Source organism: Bacillus sp. BD59S, from assembly GCF_007363175.1.
GTDB lineage: Bacteria > Bacillota > Bacilli > Bacillales > Bacillaceae_G > Bacillus_A > Bacillus_A pacificus.
In genome coordinates, this window is record NZ_CP034686.1 from 681,524 (window position 1) to 705,510 (window position 23,987).

Genomic DNA, 23,987 nt, shown 5'->3' on the forward strand with positions numbered 1-23,987 from the left:
GAAAGGGGATAGAGAAATGAAATTTTGCGATAGATTATTAGAAACTGTACAACCAGTTTGGGAGATGAGTCATAATCATCCATTTGTTGTAGGTATGGGGGATGGCACATTAGAAAAAGATAAGTTTCAGTATTACATTATTCAAGATTATTTATATTTGTTAGATTATGCAAAGCTATATGCGATCGGTGTTGTAAAGGCAACGAATCCACAAGTAATGGGGAAATTTGCTGAACAAATTGATGGGATATTAAATGGAGAAATGACAATTCATAAACAATATGCAAAAAGACTTGGAATTTCTATAGAGGAGATAGAGTCTGCAAAGCCATCTGCTAAAAATCTAGCTTATACAAATTACATGATGTCTGTATCTCAAAATGGCACACTTGCAGAATTAATAGCAGCACTTCTTCCATGTATGTGGAGCTACTGGGAAATTGGAAAGCGTTTAAATGATATTCCTGGAGCAAGGGATCATGAATTCTTTGGTGAGTGGATTCAAGGATATAGTTCTGAAGAATACGGTAACCTTTGTATTTGGTTAATCGATTTATTAAATGAAATGGCAGTTGGAAAGTCTGAAAAAGAGCTAGATCGATTAGAAGAGATTTTCCTATATTCCAGTCGATTTGAATATTTATTCTGGGATATGTCCTATCGTAAGGAGATGTGGGGATTTGAGGAGCAAGAACATACTACAGTTTCATAATGTTTCTTTTCATTATGATGAGAAGCCAATCATCAATGAATTAAATGCTTCTATACAAGATAAAGAGTTTGTAAGTATTATCGGACCGAGTGGATGCGGGAAAAGTACTTTATTTCGCCTTATTACAGGTTTAGAAGAAGTAAGTACGGGACAGATAGAGCTGAAAGAAACAAAGAGCCATCCTGTAGGGTATATGCCCCAAAAAGATATGCTCCTGCCGTGGAGAACGATTATTGAGAATGCTGCCCTACCGTTAGAGTGCCAAGGTGTACAGAAGAAAGAAGCACAAATAAGGGCAAAGGAACTATTGCATAAATTTGGCTTACAAGGGTATGAGACAAAATATCCGAAAGATTTATCTGGTGGTATGAGACAACGCGTATCCTTTATTCGAACTTTATTAACAGGCGGGGAGATATTGCTGTTAGATGAACCGTTTAGCGCGTTGGATGCTTTAACGAAGGCATCTTTGCAAGAATGGTTGTTTGAACAATGGAAAGAGTGGGGAAAAACAATTTTATTTATCACTCATGATGTGGAAGAAGCATTGTTTCTTTCTAATCGAATTTTCGTTGTAGAAAATCAACCGATAACTACTTTAACCGAGAGGATTGTACCGCTTGATCGTAATCGGACAAGAAAAGATTTATATAAGCCTGAAGTGATAGCGCTTAAAGATGAGCTCCTTAGTATGTTGCAAAGGCAGGTACTCGTATGATGAACCGGTTGAAGGAGCTATTACCTGCTCTTACGCTTTCTAGTATTTTACTTGCTCTTTGGGAAGTAGGCGCAAGAATTGTAGATGAAATGTACATTTTACCGTCACCGTCTGCAATTGTAATGAAAATATGGAAACTAAAAGATATATTATTTACGGTTCATTTGCCTGCAACATTATATGTCGTTTTAATAGGAGTGGCTATTTCTATCGTACTTGGGGTAGGGCTAGCGATGTTAATGAATGCGAGTAATTGGATGGAGAGAGCTTTTTATCCATTATTAGTTGCCTCACAAACGATTCCTATTACAGCGCTTGCTCCGCTTTTCGTTTTATGGTTTGGATATACGATCTGGAGTAAGGTTGTTGTTACGGTTTTAATTACGTTTTTCCCAATTGCGGTCAATACGTATGATGGACTGCGCAGTACGAAAAAAGAATGGGAGGAGCTTTTAGTTACGTATGGGGCAACGAAAAAAGATGTTTTTCTTAAATTAAAATTGCCGTCTGCTCTTCCTTATTTTTTCTCAGCTTTAAAAATTGCAGTACCGCTTAGTGTAATTGGGGCGGCAATTGGTGAATGGCTCGGTGCACAAGCGGGGCTAGGATATTTCAGTAAGAGAATGATGACGCAGTTAGACGGAGCGGGTGTATTTGCACCCATTGTATTGTTATCATTATTAGCTATTTTCTTCGTCGTACTTATTTCGGTATTAGAAAAGAAATTTATTAGTTGGAGGAAGCATTCATGAAATTTTTAAAACGCATCTTTGTGTTTACATTATTAGTTGCAATGATTGCTGGATGTTCGAGTAATTCAGCATCGGACAAAAGTAAAAAAGAGAAAGAAATAACGGTCATGCTTGATTGGTATCCAAATGCGGTACATAGTTTTATTTATGCAGCAATTGAAAAAGGCTACTTTAAAGAAGAAGGAGTAAAGGTGAATATTAAATTTCCTTCTAATCCGACTGACCCATTAACGTTAGCAGCTGCAGGAAAAGTAACAGTGGGCTTATATTATCAGCCAGATGTTGTCATGGCAAAAGCAAATGAACAAATTCCAGTGAAATCAATTGGAGCTGTCGTACGTTCACCATTAAATCATGTTGTATCGCTGAAGTCTGCAGGCATTCAATCGCCAAAAGATTTAGAGGGTAAAACAGTTGGATATTCTGGAACACCTTTAAGTGAGATGTATTTAAAAACGATGGTAAAAGAAGCTGGTGGTAATCCAGATACAGTGAAAGTAGTCGATGTTGGTTTTGATTTAGTACCAGCATTAATCACGAAAAAAGTGGATGCGGTAACAGGAGCATACATTAACCACGAAGTACCTGTTATGCGTCATGAAGGTCATGAACCAGCATACTTTAATCCAGCAGATTATGGTGTACCGAATTATCATGAGCTTGTATTTGTAACAGGTGATAAAACATTGAAAAAAGATAAAGAAGCGTTGCAAGCTTTCTTGCGTGGTACAAAAAAAGGTTATGATTTCATGAAGAAAAATCCAGATGAAGCATTAAATATTTTATTAAATCATCAAGAAAAAGAAAACTTCCCGCTTGTACCAGAAGTTGAAAAAGAAAGTATGAAAATTTTATTAGAGAAGATGGAAACGAAGGATGAGCCATTTTTATCAGATTCAAAAGAGTCATGGGAGAAACAAAATAAATGGCTGAAAGATAAAGGAATGACGAAAGAAATCGTTCCGGCCGATGAGTTATTCGAAAACATTTTAAAGTAGGCGAATGAATATGAAAAATGAGCTTCATGTAATCTCAAATGGGCACATGTCATTCGAAGAGTTAGTGAATGTAGCGATGCAAATTGAAAGTGAAATTGATTATTTGCATATTCGTGAGCGTGAGAAAAGTACGAAGGAATTGTATGAAGGTGTGGAAAATCTTTTGAAGAAGGGCTTTCCAGCATCCAAAATAGTGATAAATGATCGAATTGATATTGCTATTTTATTAAACATTCCGCGCGTGCAGCTAGGATATCGAAGCGCAGATGTAAGGTCAGTGAAAGAAAAGTTTTCTTATTTGCATGTCGGTTATTCTGTGCATTCTTTAGAAGAGGCGATCGATGCATTTAAGAATGGCGCGGATTCACTCGTTTATGGTCATGTATTTCCGACAGATTGTAAAAAAGGTGTGCCAGCGAGAGGGCTTGAAGAAATTTCAGACATTGCAAAGTGTTTATCCATACCGATTACAGCAATTGGAGGAATCACTCCGGAAAACACTGGAGATGTTCTTACTAACGGCGTCAGTGGTATTGCTGTTATGTCTGGGATTATAAGTAGTAGTAACCCGTATAGCAAAGCGAAATCTTATAAGGAATCAATAAGAAAGTGGGCGGAAAAACATGTGTAAGAAGTATGATGTAGCGATAATTGGCGGTGGTGTAATTGGTAGTTCAGTTGCACATTTTCTAGCAGAAAGAGGACATAAAGTAGCGATTGTAGAGAAGCAACAGATTGCATCTGAAGCCTCGAAAGCAGCCGCTGGTTTACTTGGGGTGCAGGCAGAATGGGATGAATATGACCCGCTATTTGAACTTGCTAGAGAAAGCCGTGCTATATTTCCACAACTTGCAGAAGTTTTACGTGAAAAAACAGGCATCGATATTGGGTATGAAGAGAAAGGCATTTATCGCATTGCTCAAAATGAAGAGGAAAAGGAAAGAATTCTTCATATTATGGATTGGCAGCAGAAAACCGGTGAAGATTCTTACTTTCTAGCGGGAGATCGTTTGCGAGAGAAAGAGCCGTATCTATCTGAGTCAATTATAGGGGCTGTATATTATCCGAAAGACGGTCATGTTATTGCACCAGATCTTACGAAAGCATTCGCACATTCCGCATCATTCTCGGGTGCTGATATATATGAACAGACAGAAGTGTTTGATGTTCGTATTGAAAATAATAAAGTGACTGGAATTGTGACAAGCGAAGGTATGATCACTTGCGAAAAAGTTGTGATTGCGGGTGGCTCATGGAGCACAAAGTTACTAGGTTATTTTCACCGCGAATGGGGTACATATCCAGTTAAAGGAGAAGTAGTAGCGGTAAGAAGTAGAAAACCACTTTTAAAGGCGCCTATTTTCCAAGAAAGATTTTACATTGCACCAAAGCGCGGTGGACGTTACGTAATTGGTGCAACGATGAAGCCCCGTACGTTCAATAAAACTGTGCAACCGGAAAGTATTACTTCTATATTAGAGCGCGCGTATACAATATTGCCTGCTTTAAAAGAAGCTGAATGGGAAAGTGCATGGGCGGGATTAAGACCACAATCGAATCATGAAGCTCCTTATATGGGAGAGCATGAAGAAATAAAAGGTTTATATGCTTGTACGGGCCATTATCGAAACGGTATTTTATTAAGTCCTGTTTCTGGTCAATATATGGCTGATTTAATAGAGGGAAAGCAGGAGAATCACTTGCTAGATTCATTGCTTTCTAAAACAGTTTAGAAAGGGGATGGAAGTTTGAATTTAAAAATTAATGGTAATCAAATTGAAGTGCCAGAGAGTGTGAAAACAGTAGCTGAGCTACTTACACATTTAGAGTTAGATAACAGAATTGTTGTAGTAGAGCGTAATAAAGATATTTTACAAAAAGATGATCATACAGATACATCTGTTTTTGATGGAGACCAAATTGAGATTGTAACTTTCGTAGGAGGCGGTTGATTATGTTAAACATTGGACCATTTTCATTTCATTCTAGACTTTTATTAGGAACAGGAAAATTCCCTGATTTTGATGTGCAGCAAAAGGCAATTGATGTATCTGAGGCTGAGGTTTTAACGTTCGCAGTACGTCGTATGGATATATTTGATGCAAAGCAGCCTAATTTATTAGAGAAACTTGATGTGAAAAAATATACGTTATTACCGAATACAGCCGGAGCAAAAAATGCTGAAGAAGCTGTTCGTATTGCAAAATTAGCAAAAGCTTCTGGGCTTTGTGACATGATAAAGGTAGAAGTTATTGGTGATGATAGAACGTTATTACCTGATCCGGTAGAGACGTTAAAGGCATCTGAAATGTTACTAGAGGAAGGATTTATCGTACTTCCGTACACATCTGATGATGTTGTATTAGCACGTAAATTACAAGAACTTGGCGTGCATGCGATTATGCCAGGAGCATCTCCAATTGGATCAGGACTTGGTATTGTAAATCCATTGAATTTGAGCTTTATTATTGAACAAGCGACAGTACCAGTTATCGTTGATGCTGGTATCGGTAGCCCGGCTGATGCGGCATTTGCGATGGAATTAGGAGCAGATGGCGTGTTATTAAATACAGCTGTATCAGGAGCAAAAGATCCTATTAAAATGGCACAAGCAATGAAATTAAGTATTGAGGCAGGCCGTTTAGGATTTGAAGCAGGTCGTATTGCACGTAAGCGTTGTGCAACGGCAAGTAGTCCTTTAGAAGGAATGAGCGTAGTTGAATAATCGATATTCTCGCCAAGAATTATTTTCTCCGATTGGAGAAGAAGGCCAGCAAAAAATAAGAGAAAAGCATGTACTCATTATTGGTGCGGGTGCACTAGGTAGTGCAAATGCAGAAATGTTTGTAAGAGCGGGTGTTGGCACAGTAACGATTGTTGATCGTGATTATGTCGATTGGAGTAATTTACAAAGGCAGCAATTGTATGCAGAGAGTGATGTGAAAAATAATCTTCCGAAAGCTGTAGCAGCGAAGAATCGTCTAGAAGAGATTAATAGTGAAGTAAGAGTAGAAGCGCTCGTTCAAGATGTAACAGCTGAGGAATTAGAAGAACTTGTTACAAATGTTGATGTAATAATCGATGCGACTGATAATTTTGAAACACGTTTCATTGTGAATGATATAGCACAAAAGTATTCTATTCCATGGATTTACGGAGCATGTGTAGGGAGTTACGGCCTTTCTTACACCATTCTTCCTAGTAAAACGCCATGTTTATCATGTTTGTTACAAGCAATTCCGCTTGGGGGAGCGACATGTGATACGGCAGGCATTATATCGCCTGCTGTATCTCTCGTCGTTTCTCATCAAGTAACAGAAGCTCTTAAATTGTTAGTGGAAGATTACGAGGCACTCCGGGATGGACTTGTATCGTTTGATATGTGGAAGAATGAATATTCATGTATGAATGTACAAAAGCTTCGTAAACACAATTGTCCTTCGTGCGGAGAGAATGCATTGTATCCGTATTTAAATAAAGACAATACATCGAAAACAGCAGTGTTATGCGGGAGAAATACAGTTCAAATTAGACCACCTCATAAAGAGGAAATAGATTTTGAACGATATAAAGAGCTGCTGAATGATCGTGTGAATGATTTAAATGTAAATCCATATTTATTATCATTTTCTGTGGAAGAAAAGAGATTAGTTGCTTTTAAAGATGGTCGTGTACTTGTACATGGAACGAAAGATATAAGCGAAGCAAAAACAATTTATCATCGCTATTTTGGATAGAAAAGGATGAGTGGGATGAAAGTAAATAAAGCTTTAACAATTGCAGGATCTGATAGTGGCGGCGGTGCCGGCATTCAAGCAGATTTAAAAACATTCCAAGAGCTTGGTGTGTATGGTATGACGGCAATTACGGCAATTACTGCTCAAAACACGCTTGGCGTTCAAGGCGTATATCCAGTTCCATTAGAAGGTATTACGGAACAGTTGAATTCAATTGGTACGGATTTAACACCAGATGCTGTGAAACTAGGAATGTTGTTTAGTAGTGAAATTATTCAAATTGTGGCAGAACAGATTAAGAAATTTGGCTGGAATAATATTGTGCTAGATCCTGTTATGATTGCAAAAGGAGGAGCATCACTATTACAACAAGAAGCAGTACAAGCATTAAAAGAATACTTATTACCAGTAGCAACTGTTATAACACCGAATGTTCCTGAAGCAGAAGTGTTAACAGGGCTAGAAATTCATAACGTTGAAGATAGTAAAGAGGCTGCAAAAGTACTGCATGAATTAGGTGCGAAATATGTACTTATGAAGGGCGGGCATGCTGAATATCAAGGTAATGAAGTAATTGATTTACTCTTTGATGGAGAAGAGTTTATTGAATTTAGAAGTGAGCGAATTCCTTCGAAACAAACACACGGAAGCGGCTGTACATTTGCATCTGCAGTTACAGCAGGACTTGCGAAGGGCTACTCGATTGAAGAGGCAGTTCAAGAAGCAAAACAATTTATTAGTATAGCAATTGAAGAGCCATTGAATATCGGTAGTGGTCATGGACCGACGAATCATTTTGCATATAAAGTGAATAAAATGCGTTTGTAAGAAAGTGAAAAGTCAGTTTTGTAACTGGCTTTTTTTCTATTTACTTTTTCCAATTACAGGAGTAATATATCAGCCAGAATACATTTTTTGTAATACGCTGAGTCCAATTATATGGAGCGGAGGAACCAATTTGTGAAGTGTCACTAGGGGTGAATCTTTCAATTTTGAAAGTAGGGCTACTCTCAAAGTCCGAATCCGACAGCTAACTTCGTAAGCGTCTTGAGAGAGGGCGGTGCCATGATGGATACATCACTTCATCGATCTGATTAGTATAGGGGAATATCAATCTATATTCGAGTTCTTTTATGCTAAGGAGGATGAGGTACATGGAACTAACACTTATTTGTGTTGGAGAAGAAAGCAAGGTAAATAGTTTAAGAGATTTAGTAGCATTTCAACATGAGTTAATTATTTTTACAGCAAATGAAGAGATAGCAGCTGAAGTTAGGGATTGTGGATTTGATTGGACGTATAGTTGTAGTAAGGAGCAGGATTTTACTAGTATTTGTGAGTGTATTAAGAAGGTAATTTTACTAGGGGATGAGCTTCCAATCGTTAGTTTTTTCACAGAACACATTCGCTTTTCTTTTCAGGCACCTATTACTGTTGTTACAAGGAATAAACGATATCCAGCGAGGCTCTATGAAACAATTGGAGCTACATTTGTCGTGTTTACGAATTGTGATAATATTACTTTTTTATTTTTTGAATAGGGCGGGGGAGAAGAAGATGAAAGTGTTGTTATTAGGAGATATAGCGAATCGTTGGGCGGTATCGGTAGAGCGAGTTCAAGAATTGGTCGTACTTGATCCTATTTTTCCAAGGCCCTATATCATATTGCCATCTAAAGATGCTTTATATTTAAAAACAGATGTTATCGAATATGAGCAGCTACATGCAGAATTGTCACAAGTTTATATTCGTGGGAGAAATTTGCGCGCATTTTTGCGTGGAGAATAAATAGTCGATGAAAAAAGAGCGAATGCTGAGTGCAACAAGCTATGCACTTCATGTCATTCGCTCTTTTTATTTCGTATTTAAAAGGTCATTTCTGTGAAAAAGAAAGAAAAGACGAGAAAACAGATGAAAGAATATTAATAACACTTAATGTAAGCGTTTAAATAGATGTATATTTTCTTATTTTAGGTAATTTGCCTCTTTACAAGTTAAATATAGAGGAGTATATTTACTTTCATAAATCATTCATAAAATTTCCAAAAAAACCTAAAATCGCTGAGTTCCAGAAATGGAGCGGGGGAACCAATTTTGTGCATCGTCACTTGGGGTGAATCTTTCAGTTTTGAAAGTAGGGCTACTCTTTAGGCCCGAATCCGACAGCTAACCTCGTAAGCGTTTAGAGAGGAGGTTTACTTTGTGTTGTTCATTTCGAACACTAAGTAGAGCTTAGTGTTCTTTTTTTGATTATTTAATGGTAATTTTTTACAAAAGAGAGGGATAATTATGTTAGATGTTGTAATGATCGGGATTTTTGTTGTATTAGTCGCATCGATGGCAAGTCTTGCAAGTTGGTCAGATAAAGTTGTGAAAGAAGGGAAGCAATCATGATGATTGCCTTATCAATTATTGTTGCAGCAATTACGGTGTACTTAGTGTATGCATTATTAAATCCGGAAAAGTTTTAATTAGGGGGAGTCATTCATTATGATCTGGGTAGCAGTCGTTATTACAATGCTGTTGTTTGTTCTTGTGGCAAAGCCAACGGGAATTTATTTAGAGAAAGCCTTTCAAGGTAGTAAAAAGCTAGATAAAGTATTCGGGCCTTTTGAAAAAATTATTTTTAAAATTACGGGTGTAAAAGAATACAATCAAACGTGGAAACAGTACGCGTTATCATTAGTTTTATTAAATGGATTTATGATTGTTGTCGTATATTTCATTTTCAGACTGCAAGGAGTATTGCCATTAAATCCAGCACACATTGAAGGAATGGAGCCTACGCTCGCTTTTAATACAGCAATTAGTTTTATGGCTGATACAAACTTACAGCATTATAGCGGTGAAAATGGTTTATCTTATTTATCACAATTGATCGGAATTACATTTTTAATGTTTGCAGCACCGGCAACGACGTTAGCACTTGTAATGGCGTTTATAAGAGGCCTTGCTGGAAAGGAACTTGGTAACTTTTTCGTTGATTTTACGAGAGCTTTAACGAGAGTATTTCTTCCTATCGCTTTTATTACGGCGTTACTCTTTGTTGCATTTGGCGTACCACAAACATTAGACGGTGCAGTTACAGCACAAACAATTGATGGCGCCAAGCAAAGTATTTTACGTGGGCCAGTTGCATCGTTCGTTTCCATTAAGGAACTTGGAAATAACGGCGGTGGATTTTTCGGAGCAAACTCTACACATCCTTTCGAAAATCCAGGACAAATGAGTAATATTTTGCAAATGATGCTTATGATGTTATTGCCAACAGCACTTCCATTTACGTATGGACGAATGGTAGGAAATAAAAAGCAAGGACGTATTCTTTTTGTATCACTATTCATGGTGTTCTTGCTAGGATTTATCACAATTACGACATCTGAATTACATGGAAATCCAGTATTAAACGACATGGGTATCCAGCATGTACAAGGAAGTACAGAAGGAAAAGAAGTAAGGTTCGGAACAGTATTTTCTTCACTATACGCAACAGTAACGACAGCTGCTGAAACTGGAGCGGTGAATACGATGCATGATACGTTAACACCAATTGGTGGGTTAGTACCACTCGTAAATATGATGTTAAATACAGTATACGGCGGCGTTGGAGCAGGCTTTGTGAACATTATTATGTATGCGATTATCGCAGTCTTTATATCTGGATTGATGGTTGGACGGACACCGGAGTTTTTAGGTAAGAAAATTGAAGGTAAGGAAATGAAATTAATTGCGGTAACGATACTATTTCATCCACTGCTTATTTTAGGATTTTCAGCATTAGCTCTTTCCACAAGTGTAGGAACGGATGCTATTTCTCATTCCGGTTTTCACGGTTTAACGCAAGTGGTATATGAATATACATCGTCAGCTGCGAATAACGGATCTGGATTTGAAGGGTTAGCGGATAATACACCGTTTTGGAATATTACAACTGGTTTAGTTATGTTTTTAGGACGCTATTTCAGTTTAATTACGATGCTAGCTGTGGCAGCTTCTTTGAAAGAAAAGACGGTTGTACCAGAAACAGTCGGAACGTTCCGTACGGATAATAGTTTATTTGGCGGCATTTTCATCGGAACAATTGTAATTGTCGGTGCATTAACATTCTTCCCGATGTTAGTACTCGGTCCAATTGCAGAATTTCTTACATTGAAGTAATGGAGGGTAAATGATGAGACCGGTAGTAGTAAAAGAAAAAAGAGTAAATGAGTCACAAATACATGTTGTAGAAGATGAGGTTAGACAAGCGAAAACGATGGATCGTGATATCGTGACACATGCGATGAAACAGTCCTTTGCGAAATTGAATCCGAAAGTCATGATAAAGAATCCGATCATGTTCGTTGTGGAGATTGGATTTATCATTACGTTCATTTTATCGTTCCTTCCAAGTCGTTCTAGTAGTATACCAGGATGGTTCAATATAACAGTTTCTCTCATTCTATTATTTACAGTTTTATTTGCTAACTTTGCAGAAGCGTTAGCGGAAGGGCGGGGGAAAGCGCAAGCCGATTCTTTAAAACAGTCGAAGAAAGATGTGTTTGCCAATGTTGTAAAAGAAAATGGGAACATTGTTCAAGTTTCAGCAACGGATCTGAGAAAAGGTGATGTTGTTATTGTAAAACAAGGAGAAATGATTCCAAGTGATGGGGAAGTCATAAAAGGATTAGCGTCTGTCGATGAATCTGCGATTACGGGGGAATCAGCTCCTGTAATAAAAGAAGCGGGCGGTGATTTTTGTTCCGTGACAGGCGGTACGATGGTTGTAAGTGATGAGATCACGATTGTCATTACGAGTAATCCTGGTGAATCATTTATTGATAAAATGATTTCGTTAGTAGAGGGAGCTGCTCGTCAAAAAACACCGAATGAAATTGCTTTAAATACAGTATTAACGAGTTTAACGCTTATCTTCTTAATCGTTGTTGTGACGCTGCCGATTTTTACAAATTATTTAGGATTTCAAATTGATACAGCTGTACTTGTCGCTTTGTTAGTTTGTTTAATTCCAACGACAATTGGTGGATTATTATCAGCGATTGGTATTGCCGGGATGGACCGCGTGACAAAGTTTAATGTGTTAGCAATGTCGGGTAAAGCAGTAGAAGCTGCGGGCGATATTAATACAATTATTTTAGATAAAACGGGTACGATTACTTTCGGGAACAGAATGGCTCATACATTATTACCTGTAGGAAATGAAACGATTGAGCAAGTAGGGAAATGGGCTGCGATTAGTTCAGTTTTAGATGAGACACCAGAAGGTCGATCTGTTATCGAGTATGTGCAAGCAAAATCTATATCATATAATAGAGAACTTGCAGAACAAGGTGAGTTTGTTCCATTTAAAGCAGAAACGAGAATGAGTGGTGTTGATTTACAGGACGGAACGAAAGTGAGAAAAGGTGCTGTCGGTAGCGTGATTGAATGGGTTCAGTCACAAGGTGGAACAATTCCGAAAGATGTAAATCAAAAAGCAGATTTCATTTCAAAAGAGGGCGGAACACCACTTGTAGTTGCAGTGAATAATCGTATTTACGGTTTAATCTATTTAAAAGATACAGTAAAACCTGGTATGCGTGAACGTTTTGAACAGTTGCGTCAAATGGGGATTAAAACGGTTATGTGTACAGGGGATAATCCATTAACAGCAGCAACCATTGCAAAAGAAGCAGGAGTAGATGAGTTTGTTGCTGAGTGCAAACCAGAAGATAAAATTGCAGTTATTAAAGCAGAGCAAGATAAAGGAAAACTCGTAGCGATGACAGGTGATGGTACAAATGATGCGCCGGCATTAGCGCAGGCTGACGTTGGATTAGCGATGAATAGTGGTACAACAGCTGCGAAAGAAGCAGCGAATATGATTGATTTAGATTCGAATCCAACGAAGATTATTGAGGTAGTAGGAATCGGTAAGCAATTGTTAATGACACGCGGTGCGTTAACGACGTTTAGTATTGCAAACGATATTGCAAAATATTTTGCAATCATTCCAGCAATGTTTACACTTGCGATTCCGCAAATGGAAGCATTAAACATTATGAAATTAACATCACCACTGTCAGCGATTTTATCAGCATTAATATTTAATGCAGTTATTATTCCATTACTCATTCCATTGGCGATGAAAGGTATCGCATATAAACCGATGAGTTCGAATGCACTACTTGGCCGAAACCTACTTATTTATGGGCTTGGCGGAGTGATTGTACCGTTCATTGGAATTAAAGTAATTGATATGATTGTCGGCTTGTTCATATAAGGAAGAGGGGAAAGAGATGGCGAAGAAACAAAGTATACTATCACCAATCATCCGTATTACTTTTACATTTTTAGTGTTGTGTGGACTTGTATATCCGCTTATTGTTACTGGTATTGCACAAGCAGTAATGAAGGATAACGCGGATGGAAGTCTAATATATAATGATAAAAATGAAGTGATTGGTTCTAAATTAATCGGTCAAAATTTCACAGATCCACGTTATTTTCATGGGCGCGTTTCTAGTATTGAATATAAAGCAGAAGCGTCTGGTTCAAATAACTATGCACCGTCTGATCCAGATTTAGAGAAACGAGTAGAGAAAAGTATTGAAGAGTGGAAGAAACAAAATCCCACTGTACCACTTACAGAAGTGCCAATCGATTTAGTGACAAATTCAGGTTCAGGGCTAGATCCGGATATTAGTCCGCAAGCGGCTTCGGTGCAGGTGGATCGTATCTCGAAATTAACGAATATTCCGAAAGAGAAACTTAATCAATTGATTAAAGATCAAACAGAAGGTGCGGCACTTGGTTTATTTGGAGAAGATCGCGTGAACGTCTTAAAGTTAAATTTAGAATTACAGAAACTAATGAAATAGTAACAGTGCTACCTCAATCTAATGGATTGAGGTAGCGTTGTTTCGAAAGAAAGGTTGTGAATGTTTTGTATGCAGATGACTATAAGCCGACGTTTCAAAGGCGAACACCAGAGGAATATTTAGAATATATTCGTCAGCAAAATCGGGGACAGTTAAAGCTATATGTAGGAGCAGCTCCAGGAGTAGGGAAAAGTTATAAAATGCTACTTGATGCAAGAGAGATGAAAAAGGACGGTACGGATATTGTAATTGGTTTAATTGAAACGCATGGGAGAAAAGAGACGGAAGACGCAATTGCTGATTTAGAAAAGGTTCCTTTAAAAGAAATAGATTATAAAGGGAAATTATTTTATGAACTTAATGTGGAAGGAATTATAAAACGTGCACCGCAAGTCGTTGTTGTGGATGAACTTGCGCATAGCAATATTCCCGGTTCTAAACATAAGAAACGTTATATGGATGTGCAGGAATTGTTAGAGGCTGGTATATCGGTATTATCAGCTTTTAATATTCAACATTTAGAAAGTGTTCATGATATTGTAGCTCAAATTACGAATGTAAAAGTAAGAGAACGCATTCCAGATTTTATTTTACAAAAAGCAAATGAAATTCAGCTTGTCGATGCAACGCCGGAAGTGTTAAGGAAAAGACTAATAGATGGAAAGATATATAAGGAAGAAAAAATACAGCAAAGCTTACAAAATTTCTTTACGCTTAATAATTTAGGAGCACTAAGAGAATTATCGCTTCGTGAAGTCGCTGACGATATGGACGAAAAGATTAGTCAAGCAGTGATAGAACCAATTGGAGTGAAAGAAAAAATTCTCGTTTGTGTACAATATAGTTCAACAGCAGAGAAATTAATAAGACGGGGATGGCGCATGGCTGATCGGTTGAATGCTGAATTGTATGTATTAAATGTTGAAAGAGAAAATATCGACTCTCTTTCAGCTGGTAAAAAGCAAACGATTGAAGAGTGGAGGTCGCTCACGAATCAATTTGATGCGAGTTTTGTGTTAGAAGAGGCGAAAGGGAGAAAGCCAGCGGATGTTATTATTGAAGTTGCAAAAAGATTACAAGTAACGCAAATTTTACTTGGGCAATCAGCGAGAACGCGATGGGAAGAAATTCGAAAAGGTTCGATTGTGAATGAAATTATGAGACAGACGAAGCATATTGATATTCATATTGTTGCGGATCAAAGAGTTTAAAATAGAGACCATCTGTAGGTCTCTATTTTGCTTTTTGTGTGGCAGGGAATCGTAGCATTTTCATCGCATATAAGATTATGAGTAGAAACATAATTGCACCTATGAAGAAAATCCAAAAGTAATTTTGATTAAATAAAAGAAATCCACCTATAAGTGGCCCTGTGCCCATACCAAGATAGCGGATGAAGTTGTACATACCGATAGCAGTTGCGCGTTCTTGTACGAATTCTTCCGTTAATAAAGTAGTGTGAGTTGGCATAGAAAGTCCCATACTAAAACCGTACAATGATGTAACGATAATGATAAATGGGATATTGATGCTATATGTGAAAGAGAATAAAGTGACACATATAATATTGAAGAAACTAGTAATGAATAAAGTTTGCTTTGTTGTGAGGCGCTTTTGCAAAAACTTGTAGCAATAACTTCCTAACATAATAGAAAGGGACATCGGTACAAACATAAGACCAATTTCACTTGCAGTTAAGTGAAATAAATTTGTTAAAATGCTCGGTAAAAAAACGAGGAAGCAAAAGTAAATACAAAATTGAATAAAGCCAATAAGAGTAATAGAAAATCCAGTTTTATTTTTTAAGATAAACCAGTAATTCTTTTTTGATTGCGGTTGCTTACTTACAGTTGGTTTTGTTTCTGGAAGTAGTGAAATGTTTATCATTAATAAGAGAATGCCAAGTATAGATAAAAAGAGAAATACGGATACATGGCCGTTTATACTGCCGAGATAACCACCAATGAGGGGGCCAATCGCAGGTGCAAGAGCAAGTAACATTTGATAAAGGCTCATTGCTTCTCCTCGTTCTTTTCTTTCAAACAAATCACCAATAATCGTTGCTGAAACTACAGGTATAGCCGCTATTCCTATAGCTTGAACAGCTCTAAAAAAGAGAAATAAATAAATGTTTGCCGAAAAAGCACATCCGATTGAACCAATTGTACTAATGACTAAACTAGGGATAAGGACAGATTTTCTCCCTTTTGTATCAATTAAAGGTCCATATACGAGCTGCATAATTGCAAGAATGAATGTGAAAAGTGAAACTGTGACATTTACAAGATAAGGAGAAGTATGAAAAGAACCTTGAATCATGGGCAAGATAGGTGTGTAAATATTTTGAGCGAAGGAACCGAGTAAGGCACTAATACAGACAATATATAAAATGAAATGTAGTTTGGATTTTTTCATTATGTTAACCTCCTTCATTTTTGTTTCCTGGGAAACTAAATTTATTTTAACATGTTTTTCTAACTTGTAAATATGAAAAAATGATTTTAAAATGGTATATAGTTAAATTGTTTCTTTGGAAACTTAGGGGGCGAATAGATTGGATTATACAACGAAACAAATGGAAATACTTTCGGACATTCGTACACTTTTGCATAAAAGAGAAGAACATTTGAAAGGACAAAATGAGAAGTTTCTTCGTGAGACAGGTGTAAGTGGTATGTCTTTATCTGAGTTACATGTAATCGAGTGTATCGGGAAGAATGGTCTGATGAATGTAACGGCAATTACGATAGAAATGGGAATGACGAAGGGCGCAATCTCTAAAGTTTGTACAAAGTTGTTCCAAAAGAAATTCGTTGAGAAGATGCAAATGTTAGACAATCAAAAAGAAATTTTCTTTCGCTTAACGGAAAGCGGAAATGAAATATATAAAGCTCATGATAAATTACATAAACAAGCTGAAGAAAAGTGGCTGTTACTCTTAGATAGATATACGAAAGAAGAACAAGATTTTATTCAAAGGTTTATAAAGGATGTCTCCGATCATTTGGAAATATAATTGGAAGAAAAAATTCCGTTTTCTCAAGTCTTTTAAATATAATTTCTGAAAGAACTCATATATAATAGAAAAAGATACTTAACATGGTGAATAATTAAAGAGTCAATATATATAGAGGAGAGAGTAACATGCTTGAAAATACAGGGTTAGTATTAGAAGGCGGCGGTATGCGTGGTGTATATACGGGCGGGATATTAGAATACTTTATGGAACAAGATTTATATTTTCCATATGTAATCGGTGTATCAGCTGGTGCTTGTCATGCAGCGTCGTATCTTTCCAGACAAAGAAATAGAAATAAAACAGTAAATATTGATTATGCATCACATCCGAAATATTTATCGTATAAAAACTTATGGAGAAAACGTCAGCTATTTGATATGGATTTTATTTTTCATGAAATTCCAGAAAAGCATGTGCCGTTTGATTTTGAAACATACTTTAATAGCCCCGAGCGTTTTCTTGTAGGAACGACGGATTGTGAAACAGGACAGTCTGTTTATTTTGAAAAAGAGGGAACGAATGATGATGCACTAAATTTATTACAAGCTTCTAGTTCATTACCTTTCATTGCACCAGTAGTAAATTACCGAGGTAAGCAATTATTAGATGGCGGGATTTCGGATCCGATTCCAGTTCGTAAAGCACAGGAAGATGGATTTAAAAAATCAGTCGTAATTTTAACAAGAAATCACGGTTACGCAAAGAAAAAATCAAGATTTGGGTGGGTTGCTGCGAAAGCTTATAAAAAATATCCGAATCTTGTTAACACGATGTTAAATCGCTATGAAGTGTATAATGAAACACTTCACTACATTGAAAAAGAAGAACAAGCGGGTAATTTATTTGTTATTCGTCCAGAAGTACCGCTTCAAGTAGATCGTATGGAAAAAGATACAGCAAAACTACAACATCTATATGAGCAAGGCTATGAAGATGCAAAGAGACAGTTTGCAGATTTGCAGGCGTTCTTGCAAAAATAATAATTAGGCTGTGGAGGTAGAGTTCTCTGCAGTCTTTTTTATTATTGGTTTCAATGCCGAATGTTGGTTATACACGTTTTTAGGTTATGGTATAATATGGATAAAAGGTATGTGGAGAGGTGATACATATGGAAAATGTATATAAAGGACTTAGACATACTGGATTTACTATGATGCTTATTTTTGGTGGGGTATTTTTACTGCGCTGGTTCATTCATGATGAAATGCTATTGGATCAGCTTATTGGGTTGAGTGTAGGGCTGGTAATGGTTATTTCTTCAGTTTTCATTCAGAAGTATAGTAAAGAATTACAGGTAAAAGAGAAATATTAAAATGTTATAAGCTCCTTCATATTTTGGAGAGACCGTTATAGTTTGAATGATTGTTATAAAAGAAAAGTAGAGCATCGAAATCCGATGCTCTACTTTTTTAGTGTGGTAAGAATATCAATTGATAAGCAAATAAAATTCCAAATACATATACAAGTGGGTGAACAGAACGGAATTTACCTTTTGCCACTTTCATAAGTGGGTATGAAATAAATCCAAGAGCGATACCTGTTGCGATACTTGATGTAAGTGGCATGCTTAAGATTACTAAAAATGCTGGGAATGCTTCATCAAATGCGTCCCAATCGATGTGACGAACTGAGCCCATCATAAGACTACCAACAATAATTAATGACGGTGCAGTAATAGCTGATACACCAGAAACAGCACTTACTAATGGTCCGAAGAATGCTGCTAGAGCGAATAGAACAGCTACTGTAACTGTTGTTAAACCAGTACGACCACCAGCTGCAACACCAGCAGAAGATTCAATGTAAGCTGTTGATGGTGTTGTTCCGAACATAGAACCGATTGTTGCTGAGAATGAATCAGATAGAAGAGCTCGTCCTGCTTTTGGAAGCTTTCCGTCTTTCATAAATCCACCTTGTTGAGCAACGCCAAGTAATGTACCTGTTGTATCGAATAAGGTAACAAGGAAGAATGAAAATACAACGCCATACAATCCGTAGTTAATTACGTCAGAAACAGCAGTAATTGGATTTGAAACGATAATGCCTTCTGGTAATCCAGGCATTGATGTAACACCGTTTGAGAATGATAATTGTCCCGTGAAGAAAGCGATAATACCAGTTAATAGCATGCCGATAAATAGCGCACCATTTACATTTAAAGACATAAGGACAATTGTAATTCCAAGTCCAGCTAATGCTAGTAGTACTGGAGCAGAGTGAAGATCACCAAGTCCAACTAAGTTTGCATCGTTTTTTGTAACGATACCCGTTAAGCGTAAACCGATAAAGGCAATGAAAAGACCGATACCAGCAGTAATTGCATGCTTTAAGTTTTCAGGAATTGCTTCCATTAATTTTGTACGGAAAGATGTGAATGATAACAAAATTAAAATCATACCTGCTACGAATACAGCAGAGAAGGCAATTGCGAAAGTCATGCCTTCATGAGCTTTTACAACAGAGTAAGAGAAGTAAGCATTTAATCCCATACCTGGTGCAATTGCGATTGGTAAGTTTGTAAAGATCGCCATAAATAATGTTCCGACAACAGCAGCGATAATTGTTGCTGTAAATGCTTGTTCAAATGGAACACCTGCATCTCCAAGGATAACAGGGTTTACGACAATGATATATGCCATTGTTAAGAAGGTAATAATACCTGCCATAATTTCAGTTTTAATAGAAGTTTTATGTTTTGAAAGGTTAAACATATAAACATCCTTTCTGTTTACGAATAATTTTCACAACAGTTATATATAATATTCGTTTTTTATCTATTTTGCAATAGTTTTGCATAAAAAGTTTACAACAATTCATATTTTGTGTCTTAAATTCGAATATTAATCGTAAACCGATGTGTGAATTTCAGTTTTTATTGTGCACATATTATAAGGAAAAGGAGTTGAAAGAAAATATGCCGCAGCAAAAAAACTTTGTAACAATGCCAGCGCAACATCAAAATAAACAACCCGGTATTGAATCATTAATGAATCCTCTACCACAGTTTGAAGATCCAAATTATAAAGGTAGCGAAAAGTTAAAAGGAAAGAATGTATTAATTACAGGGGGAGATAGTGGAATTGGACGAGCTGTTTCTGTCGCTTTTGCGAAAGAGGGGGCAAATATTGCGATTGCGTATTTAGATGAAGATGGAGATGCAAATGAGACGAAGCAACGTGTGGAACAAGAAGGTGTAAAGTGTGTGTTGTTACCAGGTGATTTAAGTGATGAACAGCATTGTAAAGATATTGTAGAAGAGACCGTTCAGCAGCTGGGGGGGTTACAGGTTTTAGTAAATAATGTCGCGCAGCAATATCCGCAGCAAGGACTAGAGTATATTACAGCAGAACAGCTAGAAAAGACTTTTCGTATTAATATTTTTTCTTATTTTCACGTTGCGAAAGCCGCACTTTCTCATTTAAAGCAAGGGGATGTCATTATAAATACCGCGTCTATCGTTGCATACGAAGGAAATGAAACTTTAATTGATTATTCCGCAACGAAAGGGGCAATCGTAGCTTTTACAAGATCACTTTCTCAATCATTAGTGCAAAAAGGGATTCGTGTAAATGGTGTTGCGCCAGGACCAATTTGGACACCACTTATTCCATCAAGCTTTGATGAGAAAAAGGTATCACAGTTTGGGAGCAATGTTCCGATGCAAAGACCTGGCCAACCATATGAATTAGCACCAGCATACGTATATTTAGCGTCTGGCGATTCATCCTATGTTACCGGGCAAATGATACACGTAAATGGGGGCGTTATTGTAAATGGATAGTTTTCATTTATAAGAGCAAAGTAAAGTTAATTCCACTTATTATAGTGGCGCTAGGGGAGGGATATAGATGAAAAAATTATGTTTTGTCATACTATTATTTTTCATCCTACCGGTTAGTGCCTTTGCTAATACAGATCATCTAATATTAGTGAACCTTACGACAAACCAGTTGTCTTTTTTTGAAAATGGAAATTATACGAAAACATTCTCCGTAACAACTGGAAGAGATCGTACACCTACGCCTGAAGGTAACTTTTGTATTATAACTAAATTTAAAAATAAAGAATATCATCGAAAAAAAATAGCTGGTGGTGCACCGAATAACCCTCTTGGTACGAGATGGCTAGGGCTAGATAAGAATGAATATGCGATTCATGGGACAAATCGAGAATGGACGATTGGAAGTAGGGAATCAAATGGCTGTATTCGCATGCATGACAGGGATATACAGTGGTTATACGACCGAGTCCAGTTACAAACAAAAGTAATTATTTCTCGTTTTCATACGAGCCCCGAATATGAAGCGAATAGGCTTGGTTATCGTGTTGTGAGTTGGAATGGTCGTAAAGTAGAAGAAGAGCAAATTGGTATGCTTACGTTAGTAGACCGCGTGGATATATATTGGCAAGAACCGAATGGGCAGTTAACGAAAGTGAAGACGGTACTGCCAAATGAAAGATATGCAGTGTACTCAAAACGAAAAGATGGAATATATTATATAGGAAACAATTTGTATATAGTAGATGAAACAGGAGAAAAAATTCGTTATGAGCAAATTCCTCTTTCGGCTTTAAGTAATATATATAAACGGAAATATAATGTTCCGTAATAGCTACCGTATGATAGACGGTAGCTTATTTCTACTTCGGGTTTAACTGCAACTATTGTATTTGGCTGAATATAATACAGTACAGATAGGGGGCGGTTATATTATGAAAAGTGAATTTGCTTTTAAAGTTTTCTTAGTAACGACCTGTTTATTTATCGTGTATTTGTATGCGTTTCTCGTCTTTTCGTTTTATGTTCCATATGTTGATTTAATATTGTTCTTCGGATTTATTTGGGCGTTTGTTAAGGCGAGAGAAGGGGAGAAGAGTATATATCGGCGTATTACGTTATGCGGGACAGCCGTTCTCGTTATTTTGTACTTTTTTATTATGCATGATTTTTGGAGGGGAATGTAAAAAAGCATACGATTAGTCGTATGCTTTTTATGTTTAATATTTTGGTTTAAATGTATGACAACAAGTTTCTACACTTGTTGTTACAGAACTTTCTAGCGTCTCGTTTGTTAAAACTGCGCTTGTATACGAATCATTTGTATTCGAACCCGTTTCTTCAGCATCTGGTTGCACAATGATTGCACTTGCTTGACAAAAGTTACCTTGTCCCCAAAATGAGCAATTGGAAACAGAACATTTCACTTCTGGCATAAAACCCCCTCCTTATACATTAGTTTGGAATTTTACGTCCATTTCATGTGTAGAAGGAGTTTCCTTTTCTCGTTATTTTTTCGTTTGTTCAAACCATTCTTTAAATTTTTCTTTTGATTGCTCGCCGCTAATACGGCTTACTTCTTTACCATCTTTAAAATGAATAATTGTCGGTGTTCCTTTAATATCGTACTTATCCCAAGGCTCGTTTAAATTTTCAATATCAATTACTTTCATATCAACATTTAAATCTTTCGCTAAAGGGACAACAGTAGGAGAGACTTTTTGACAATGAACACATGAGGTTTGATAAAAGTAAATCGTTTGTTCTTTTTTATCTTCTATATTTTTATTGAGATCTTCAAGAGAAATTTTATTTGAGTAGTAACCTTTTTCATCTGTCGATGCGTTTTTCTTTTCCATTTGCGTTACAGCAAAGATTGCTGCAAATAAGACGATAATAATACCGCCAAATATAAGCATTTTTTTCATTCTTTCATCTCCTTATTTGTTTTTGATGACAATAAAGCTACAAACAGCGATTGTAATAAAGCCGATAAGTGCTAAAAACGGGATCGTCACAAAGCCGAACCAGTTTATGTATTCTCCCGTACATGGTACGCGGCCGCAAGCTGCCCCTGCAGCCGAAAATGCTGCGACTTTTTGAATTGCATAGTGATATAAAGAAATACAAGCACCAATACTTGCGATTGGTAAAGAATAACTTGCGATACGATAGTCTTTTTTTACTACAGCGATACCGAGCCATAAAACGAATGGATACATGAAAATACGTTGATACCAACAAAGGACACAAGGTTCAAATTTCATGATTTCGGAAAAGTATAGACTTCCTAGTGTAGCGATAAAAGAAGCTCCCCACGCGGTAAATAAAGCATATTCTTGCTTTTTTTCTCGTCCCATATTTTATACCTCACTTATAATAGTTACATACTAAATTATAGTATGAAGTGGCACAGAAAAGAAAGAAAAAATATGTTTATCAATAAAAGTTTTATAAGGGGAAACTTTTATTGATATGAACATTTAAAAAAAGCGCTATTCTCCAGAAGAGAATAGCGCTATAGTTTACATTTGAATTTGCTCTACTTCTTCTATATGTGACTTTTGGGATGCGTGGTCAATATATTGAAATAGAAGCTGCAATTGTTTATCAACTTCTGGCAGTTCTTTACTGTATTGATAAGCGTGCAAAAAATGCTCAATACGCTTAGAAAATAATTGATCGTTCGTTTGAACCATGAGAACGAGTAATTTATCCCAATTACAGCAATACGTGTAATAGAGAGCTTTATCATAGTCGTTATATGTTTGCACTGTGTACCCTCCTTACCGAGAGTTATATATAGTGTGTGATAAGTAAGGAGAAATACACTTGAAAGAATTTGTTAAGAAAAAAAGTGAATGAAAAAAACGAGGTGTTTCCTCGTTTTTTAAGCTTTTGGCATTGGCGTAGGTGTTGGTTTGCCATAGCCTTCTTTATATTTATTGTCGATATAGTTACGAATTTCAAGCGTTGATTTTCCTTTTTGTTTCATGGAAGCAGATTCAACTGCGATTTCTAGGCAATTGACGCAAGTCGTTGCATGGGAATCCCAAACAACTTCACCATTCTTTTTAATTTCACGAATAAAACAATTTTTATTATTTTTATGTCCTACACTTTCACCGCAACCGCAATAACATGGAATCCAATCTAATAGTTCTGCATTTTGTCCAGCGACAGTGTAGATATCTTTCATTTGTGGATCAAGCTTGTCTAGGAAGGTAGGAAGTGTGTTGACTCCTTTTGTTTTCTCTTGAATGTCAGCTTGCTGAGTGTGCGATGCGTGGTCATGTTCTTCTTTTTTTGATTCAGAAGATTTTTGGTCATTTGTACCAGTACTTCCGCATCCAGCAAGAATTAAGCTTAGTACTGCAAGTAAAGAAAATACATACTTTTTCATTCGCTTGTCC

At 36.7% G+C, this 23,987-nt stretch carries 31 protein-coding genes and 2 riboswitches; of the genes, 24 read left to right on the forward strand and 7 right to left on the reverse strand.

Features of this window, described 5'->3' with window-relative positions; all coding sequences use genetic code 11:
- Positions 1-16: 16 nt before the first annotated feature.
- The 18 genes from tenA (at position 17) to kdpDN (ending at position 14,988) form a co-directional block, all read left to right on the forward strand.
- The gene (gene tenA, locus EKQ63_RS05395; protein WP_000666826.1) at positions 17-712 is read left to right on the forward strand and encodes a thiaminase II; all 696 of its coding nucleotides are present in this window, start codon (positions 17-19) and stop codon (positions 710-712) included.
- Entirely contained in the window at positions 681-1,430 is a 750-nt protein-coding gene (locus EKQ63_RS05400; RefSeq protein ID WP_143880802.1) for an ABC transporter ATP-binding protein, read from the forward strand. The genes tenA and EKQ63_RS05400 overlap by 32 nt, the downstream gene beginning before the upstream one ends.
- Positions 1,430-2,182 carry an ABC transporter permease gene (locus EKQ63_RS05405; protein ID WP_044790963.1) on the forward strand — a complete coding sequence of 251 codons (753 nt, stop codon included), beginning with the start codon at positions 1,430-1,432 and terminating at the stop codon, positions 2,180-2,182. The genes EKQ63_RS05400 and EKQ63_RS05405 overlap by 1 nt, the downstream gene beginning before the upstream one ends.
- Entirely contained in the window at positions 2,179-3,180 is a 1,002-nt protein-coding gene (locus tag EKQ63_RS05410; RefSeq protein WP_063263445.1) for an ABC transporter substrate-binding protein, read from the forward strand. The genes EKQ63_RS05405 and EKQ63_RS05410 overlap by 4 nt, the downstream gene beginning before the upstream one ends.
- 10 nt (positions 3,181-3,190) lie before the next feature.
- On the forward strand, positions 3,191-3,811 hold the full coding sequence (gene tenI / locus EKQ63_RS05415) for a thiazole tautomerase TenI (RefSeq protein ID WP_087951400.1): 621 nt from the start codon (positions 3,191-3,193) through the stop codon (positions 3,809-3,811).
- Positions 3,804-4,913: a glycine oxidase ThiO gene (gene thiO / locus EKQ63_RS05420; protein WP_087951401.1), complete on the forward strand. Its 1,110-nt coding sequence runs from the start codon at positions 3,804-3,806 to the stop codon at positions 4,911-4,913. The genes tenI and thiO overlap by 8 nt, the downstream gene beginning before the upstream one ends.
- A 15-nt stretch (positions 4,914-4,928) precedes the next feature.
- On the forward strand, positions 4,929-5,132 hold the full coding sequence (thiS, locus tag EKQ63_RS05425; RefSeq protein WP_001049505.1) for a sulfur carrier protein ThiS: 204 nt from the start codon (positions 4,929-4,931) through the stop codon (positions 5,130-5,132).
- Between the two features lie 2 nt (positions 5,133-5,134).
- Entirely contained in the window at positions 5,135-5,905 is a 771-nt protein-coding gene (gene thiG, locus EKQ63_RS05430) for a thiazole synthase (RefSeq protein ID WP_000931995.1), read from the forward strand.
- On the forward strand, positions 5,898-6,917 hold the full coding sequence (gene thiF, locus EKQ63_RS05435; RefSeq protein WP_143880803.1) for a thiazole biosynthesis adenylyltransferase ThiF: 1,020 nt from the start codon (positions 5,898-5,900) through the stop codon (positions 6,915-6,917). The genes thiG and thiF overlap by 8 nt, the downstream gene beginning before the upstream one ends.
- A 6-nt stretch (positions 6,918-6,923) precedes the next feature.
- Complete coding sequence (gene thiD, locus EKQ63_RS05440) at positions 6,924-7,745, forward strand: bifunctional hydroxymethylpyrimidine kinase/phosphomethylpyrimidine kinase (RefSeq protein WP_143880804.1); 822 nt, start codon at positions 6,924-6,926, stop codon at positions 7,743-7,745.
- Between the two features lie 85 nt (positions 7,746-7,830).
- Positions 7,831-7,978: riboswitch (cyclic di-AMP (ydaO/yuaA leader) on the forward strand.
- 93 nt (positions 7,979-8,071) lie between these two features.
- The gene (locus EKQ63_RS05445) at positions 8,072-8,458 is read left to right on the forward strand and encodes a hypothetical protein (protein ID WP_087951404.1); all 387 of its coding nucleotides are present in this window, start codon (positions 8,072-8,074) and stop codon (positions 8,456-8,458) included.
- Positions 8,459-8,474: 16 nt separating this feature from the next.
- Positions 8,475-8,705: a hypothetical protein gene (locus EKQ63_RS05450; protein ID WP_000866315.1), complete on the forward strand. Its 231-nt coding sequence runs from the start codon at positions 8,475-8,477 to the stop codon at positions 8,703-8,705.
- A gap of 261 nt (positions 8,706-8,966) precedes the next feature.
- Positions 8,967-9,112: riboswitch (cyclic di-AMP (ydaO/yuaA leader) on the forward strand.
- Between the two features lie 94 nt (positions 9,113-9,206).
- Complete coding sequence (locus EKQ63_RS05455; protein ID WP_000887889.1) at positions 9,207-9,311, forward strand: SipW-dependent-type signal peptide-containing protein; 105 nt, start codon at positions 9,207-9,209, stop codon at positions 9,309-9,311.
- Complete coding sequence (gene kdpF / locus EKQ63_RS05460; protein ID WP_000972376.1) at positions 9,308-9,388, forward strand: K(+)-transporting ATPase subunit F; 81 nt, start codon at positions 9,308-9,310, stop codon at positions 9,386-9,388. Before EKQ63_RS05455 ends, kdpF begins: the two co-directional genes overlap by 4 nt.
- A 19-nt stretch (positions 9,389-9,407) precedes the next feature.
- Entirely contained in the window at positions 9,408-11,075 is a 1,668-nt protein-coding gene (kdpA, locus tag EKQ63_RS05465) for a potassium-transporting ATPase subunit KdpA (protein ID WP_143880805.1), read from the forward strand.
- Positions 11,076-11,088: 13 nt separating this feature from the next.
- Positions 11,089-13,179 (forward strand): potassium-transporting ATPase subunit KdpB, encoded by a 2,091-nt coding sequence (gene kdpB, locus EKQ63_RS05470; RefSeq protein ID WP_140168807.1) that lies wholly within the window; start codon positions 11,089-11,091, stop codon positions 13,177-13,179.
- A gap of 16 nt (positions 13,180-13,195) precedes the next feature.
- Entirely contained in the window at positions 13,196-13,777 is a 582-nt protein-coding gene (kdpC, locus tag EKQ63_RS05475; protein ID WP_087951408.1) for a K(+)-transporting ATPase subunit C, read from the forward strand.
- 56 nt (positions 13,778-13,833) lie between these two features.
- Complete coding sequence (kdpDN, locus tag EKQ63_RS05480; RefSeq protein ID WP_087951409.1) at positions 13,834-14,988, forward strand: KdpD-like non-kinase potassium sensor; 1,155 nt, start codon at positions 13,834-13,836, stop codon at positions 14,986-14,988.
- A gap of 22 nt (positions 14,989-15,010) precedes the next feature.
- Here the strand turns inward: kdpDN and EKQ63_RS05485 are convergent, their stop codons facing one another.
- Positions 15,011-16,192 carry an MFS transporter gene (locus EKQ63_RS05485; protein WP_087951410.1) on the reverse strand — a complete coding sequence of 394 codons (1,182 nt, stop codon included), beginning with the start codon at positions 16,190-16,192 and terminating at the stop codon, positions 15,011-15,013.
- Between the two features lie 139 nt (positions 16,193-16,331).
- On the opposite strand from EKQ63_RS05485, the gene EKQ63_RS05490 reads away from it, so the two are divergent.
- The 3 genes from EKQ63_RS05490 to EKQ63_RS05500 all read left to right on the forward strand — a co-directional run bounded on the left by EKQ63_RS05490 (position 16,332) and on the right by EKQ63_RS05500 (position 18,108).
- The gene (locus EKQ63_RS05490) at positions 16,332-16,793 is read left to right on the forward strand and encodes a MarR family transcriptional regulator (RefSeq protein ID WP_087951411.1); all 462 of its coding nucleotides are present in this window, start codon (positions 16,332-16,334) and stop codon (positions 16,791-16,793) included.
- A 128-nt stretch (positions 16,794-16,921) separates the two neighbouring features.
- Positions 16,922-17,776 carry a patatin-like phospholipase family protein gene (locus EKQ63_RS05495; RefSeq protein WP_087951412.1) on the forward strand — a complete coding sequence of 285 codons (855 nt, stop codon included), beginning with the start codon at positions 16,922-16,924 and terminating at the stop codon, positions 17,774-17,776.
- A 128-nt stretch (positions 17,777-17,904) separates the two neighbouring features.
- Positions 17,905-18,108: a hypothetical protein gene (locus tag EKQ63_RS05500; protein ID WP_087951413.1), complete on the forward strand. Its 204-nt coding sequence runs from the start codon at positions 17,905-17,907 to the stop codon at positions 18,106-18,108.
- Positions 18,109-18,205: 97 nt separating this feature from the next.
- Here the strand turns inward: EKQ63_RS05500 and EKQ63_RS05505 are convergent, their stop codons facing one another.
- Positions 18,206-19,507: an NCS2 family permease gene (locus EKQ63_RS05505; protein WP_087951414.1), complete on the reverse strand. Its 1,302-nt coding sequence runs from the start codon at positions 19,505-19,507 to the stop codon at positions 18,206-18,208.
- A 203-nt stretch (positions 19,508-19,710) separates the two neighbouring features.
- On the opposite strand from EKQ63_RS05505, the gene EKQ63_RS05510 reads away from it, so the two are divergent.
- The 3 genes from EKQ63_RS05510 to EKQ63_RS05520 all read left to right on the forward strand — a co-directional run bounded on the left by EKQ63_RS05510 (position 19,711) and on the right by EKQ63_RS05520 (position 21,761).
- Positions 19,711-20,577 (forward strand): SDR family oxidoreductase, encoded by an 867-nt coding sequence (locus EKQ63_RS05510; protein ID WP_143880806.1) that lies wholly within the window; start codon positions 19,711-19,713, stop codon positions 20,575-20,577.
- 67 nt (positions 20,578-20,644) lie between these two features.
- Complete coding sequence (locus EKQ63_RS05515; protein WP_087951416.1) at positions 20,645-21,406, forward strand: L,D-transpeptidase; 762 nt, start codon at positions 20,645-20,647, stop codon at positions 21,404-21,406.
- A 103-nt stretch (positions 21,407-21,509) separates the two neighbouring features.
- On the forward strand, positions 21,510-21,761 hold the full coding sequence (locus tag EKQ63_RS05520; RefSeq protein WP_000834195.1) for a hypothetical protein: 252 nt from the start codon (positions 21,510-21,512) through the stop codon (positions 21,759-21,761).
- 33 nt (positions 21,762-21,794) lie between these two features.
- On the opposite strand, the gene EKQ63_RS05525 is transcribed toward EKQ63_RS05520, so the two are convergent.
- The 5 genes from EKQ63_RS05525 to EKQ63_RS05545 all read right to left on the reverse strand — a co-directional run bounded on the left by EKQ63_RS05525 (position 21,795) and on the right by EKQ63_RS05545 (position 23,977).
- A complete protein-coding gene (locus EKQ63_RS05525) occupies positions 21,795-22,010 on the reverse strand; it encodes a DUF1540 domain-containing protein (RefSeq protein WP_001115394.1) in 216 nt (71 codons plus the stop codon).
- Between the two features lie 72 nt (positions 22,011-22,082).
- On the reverse strand, positions 22,083-22,502 hold the full coding sequence (locus EKQ63_RS05530) for a thioredoxin family protein (protein ID WP_087951417.1): 420 nt from the start codon (positions 22,500-22,502) through the stop codon (positions 22,083-22,085).
- Between the two features lie 12 nt (positions 22,503-22,514).
- On the reverse strand, positions 22,515-22,934 hold the full coding sequence (locus EKQ63_RS05535) for a disulfide formation protein C (RefSeq protein WP_000532258.1): 420 nt from the start codon (positions 22,932-22,934) through the stop codon (positions 22,515-22,517).
- A gap of 165 nt (positions 22,935-23,099) precedes the next feature.
- The gene (locus EKQ63_RS05540) at positions 23,100-23,348 is read right to left on the reverse strand and encodes a YhdB family protein (protein ID WP_001195458.1); all 249 of its coding nucleotides are present in this window, start codon (positions 23,346-23,348) and stop codon (positions 23,100-23,102) included.
- Positions 23,349-23,464: 116 nt separating this feature from the next.
- Positions 23,465-23,977 (reverse strand): PCYCGC domain-containing protein, encoded by a 513-nt coding sequence (locus tag EKQ63_RS05545; RefSeq protein ID WP_087951418.1) that lies wholly within the window; start codon positions 23,975-23,977, stop codon positions 23,465-23,467.
- Between the last annotated feature and the right edge of the window lie 10 nt (positions 23,978-23,987).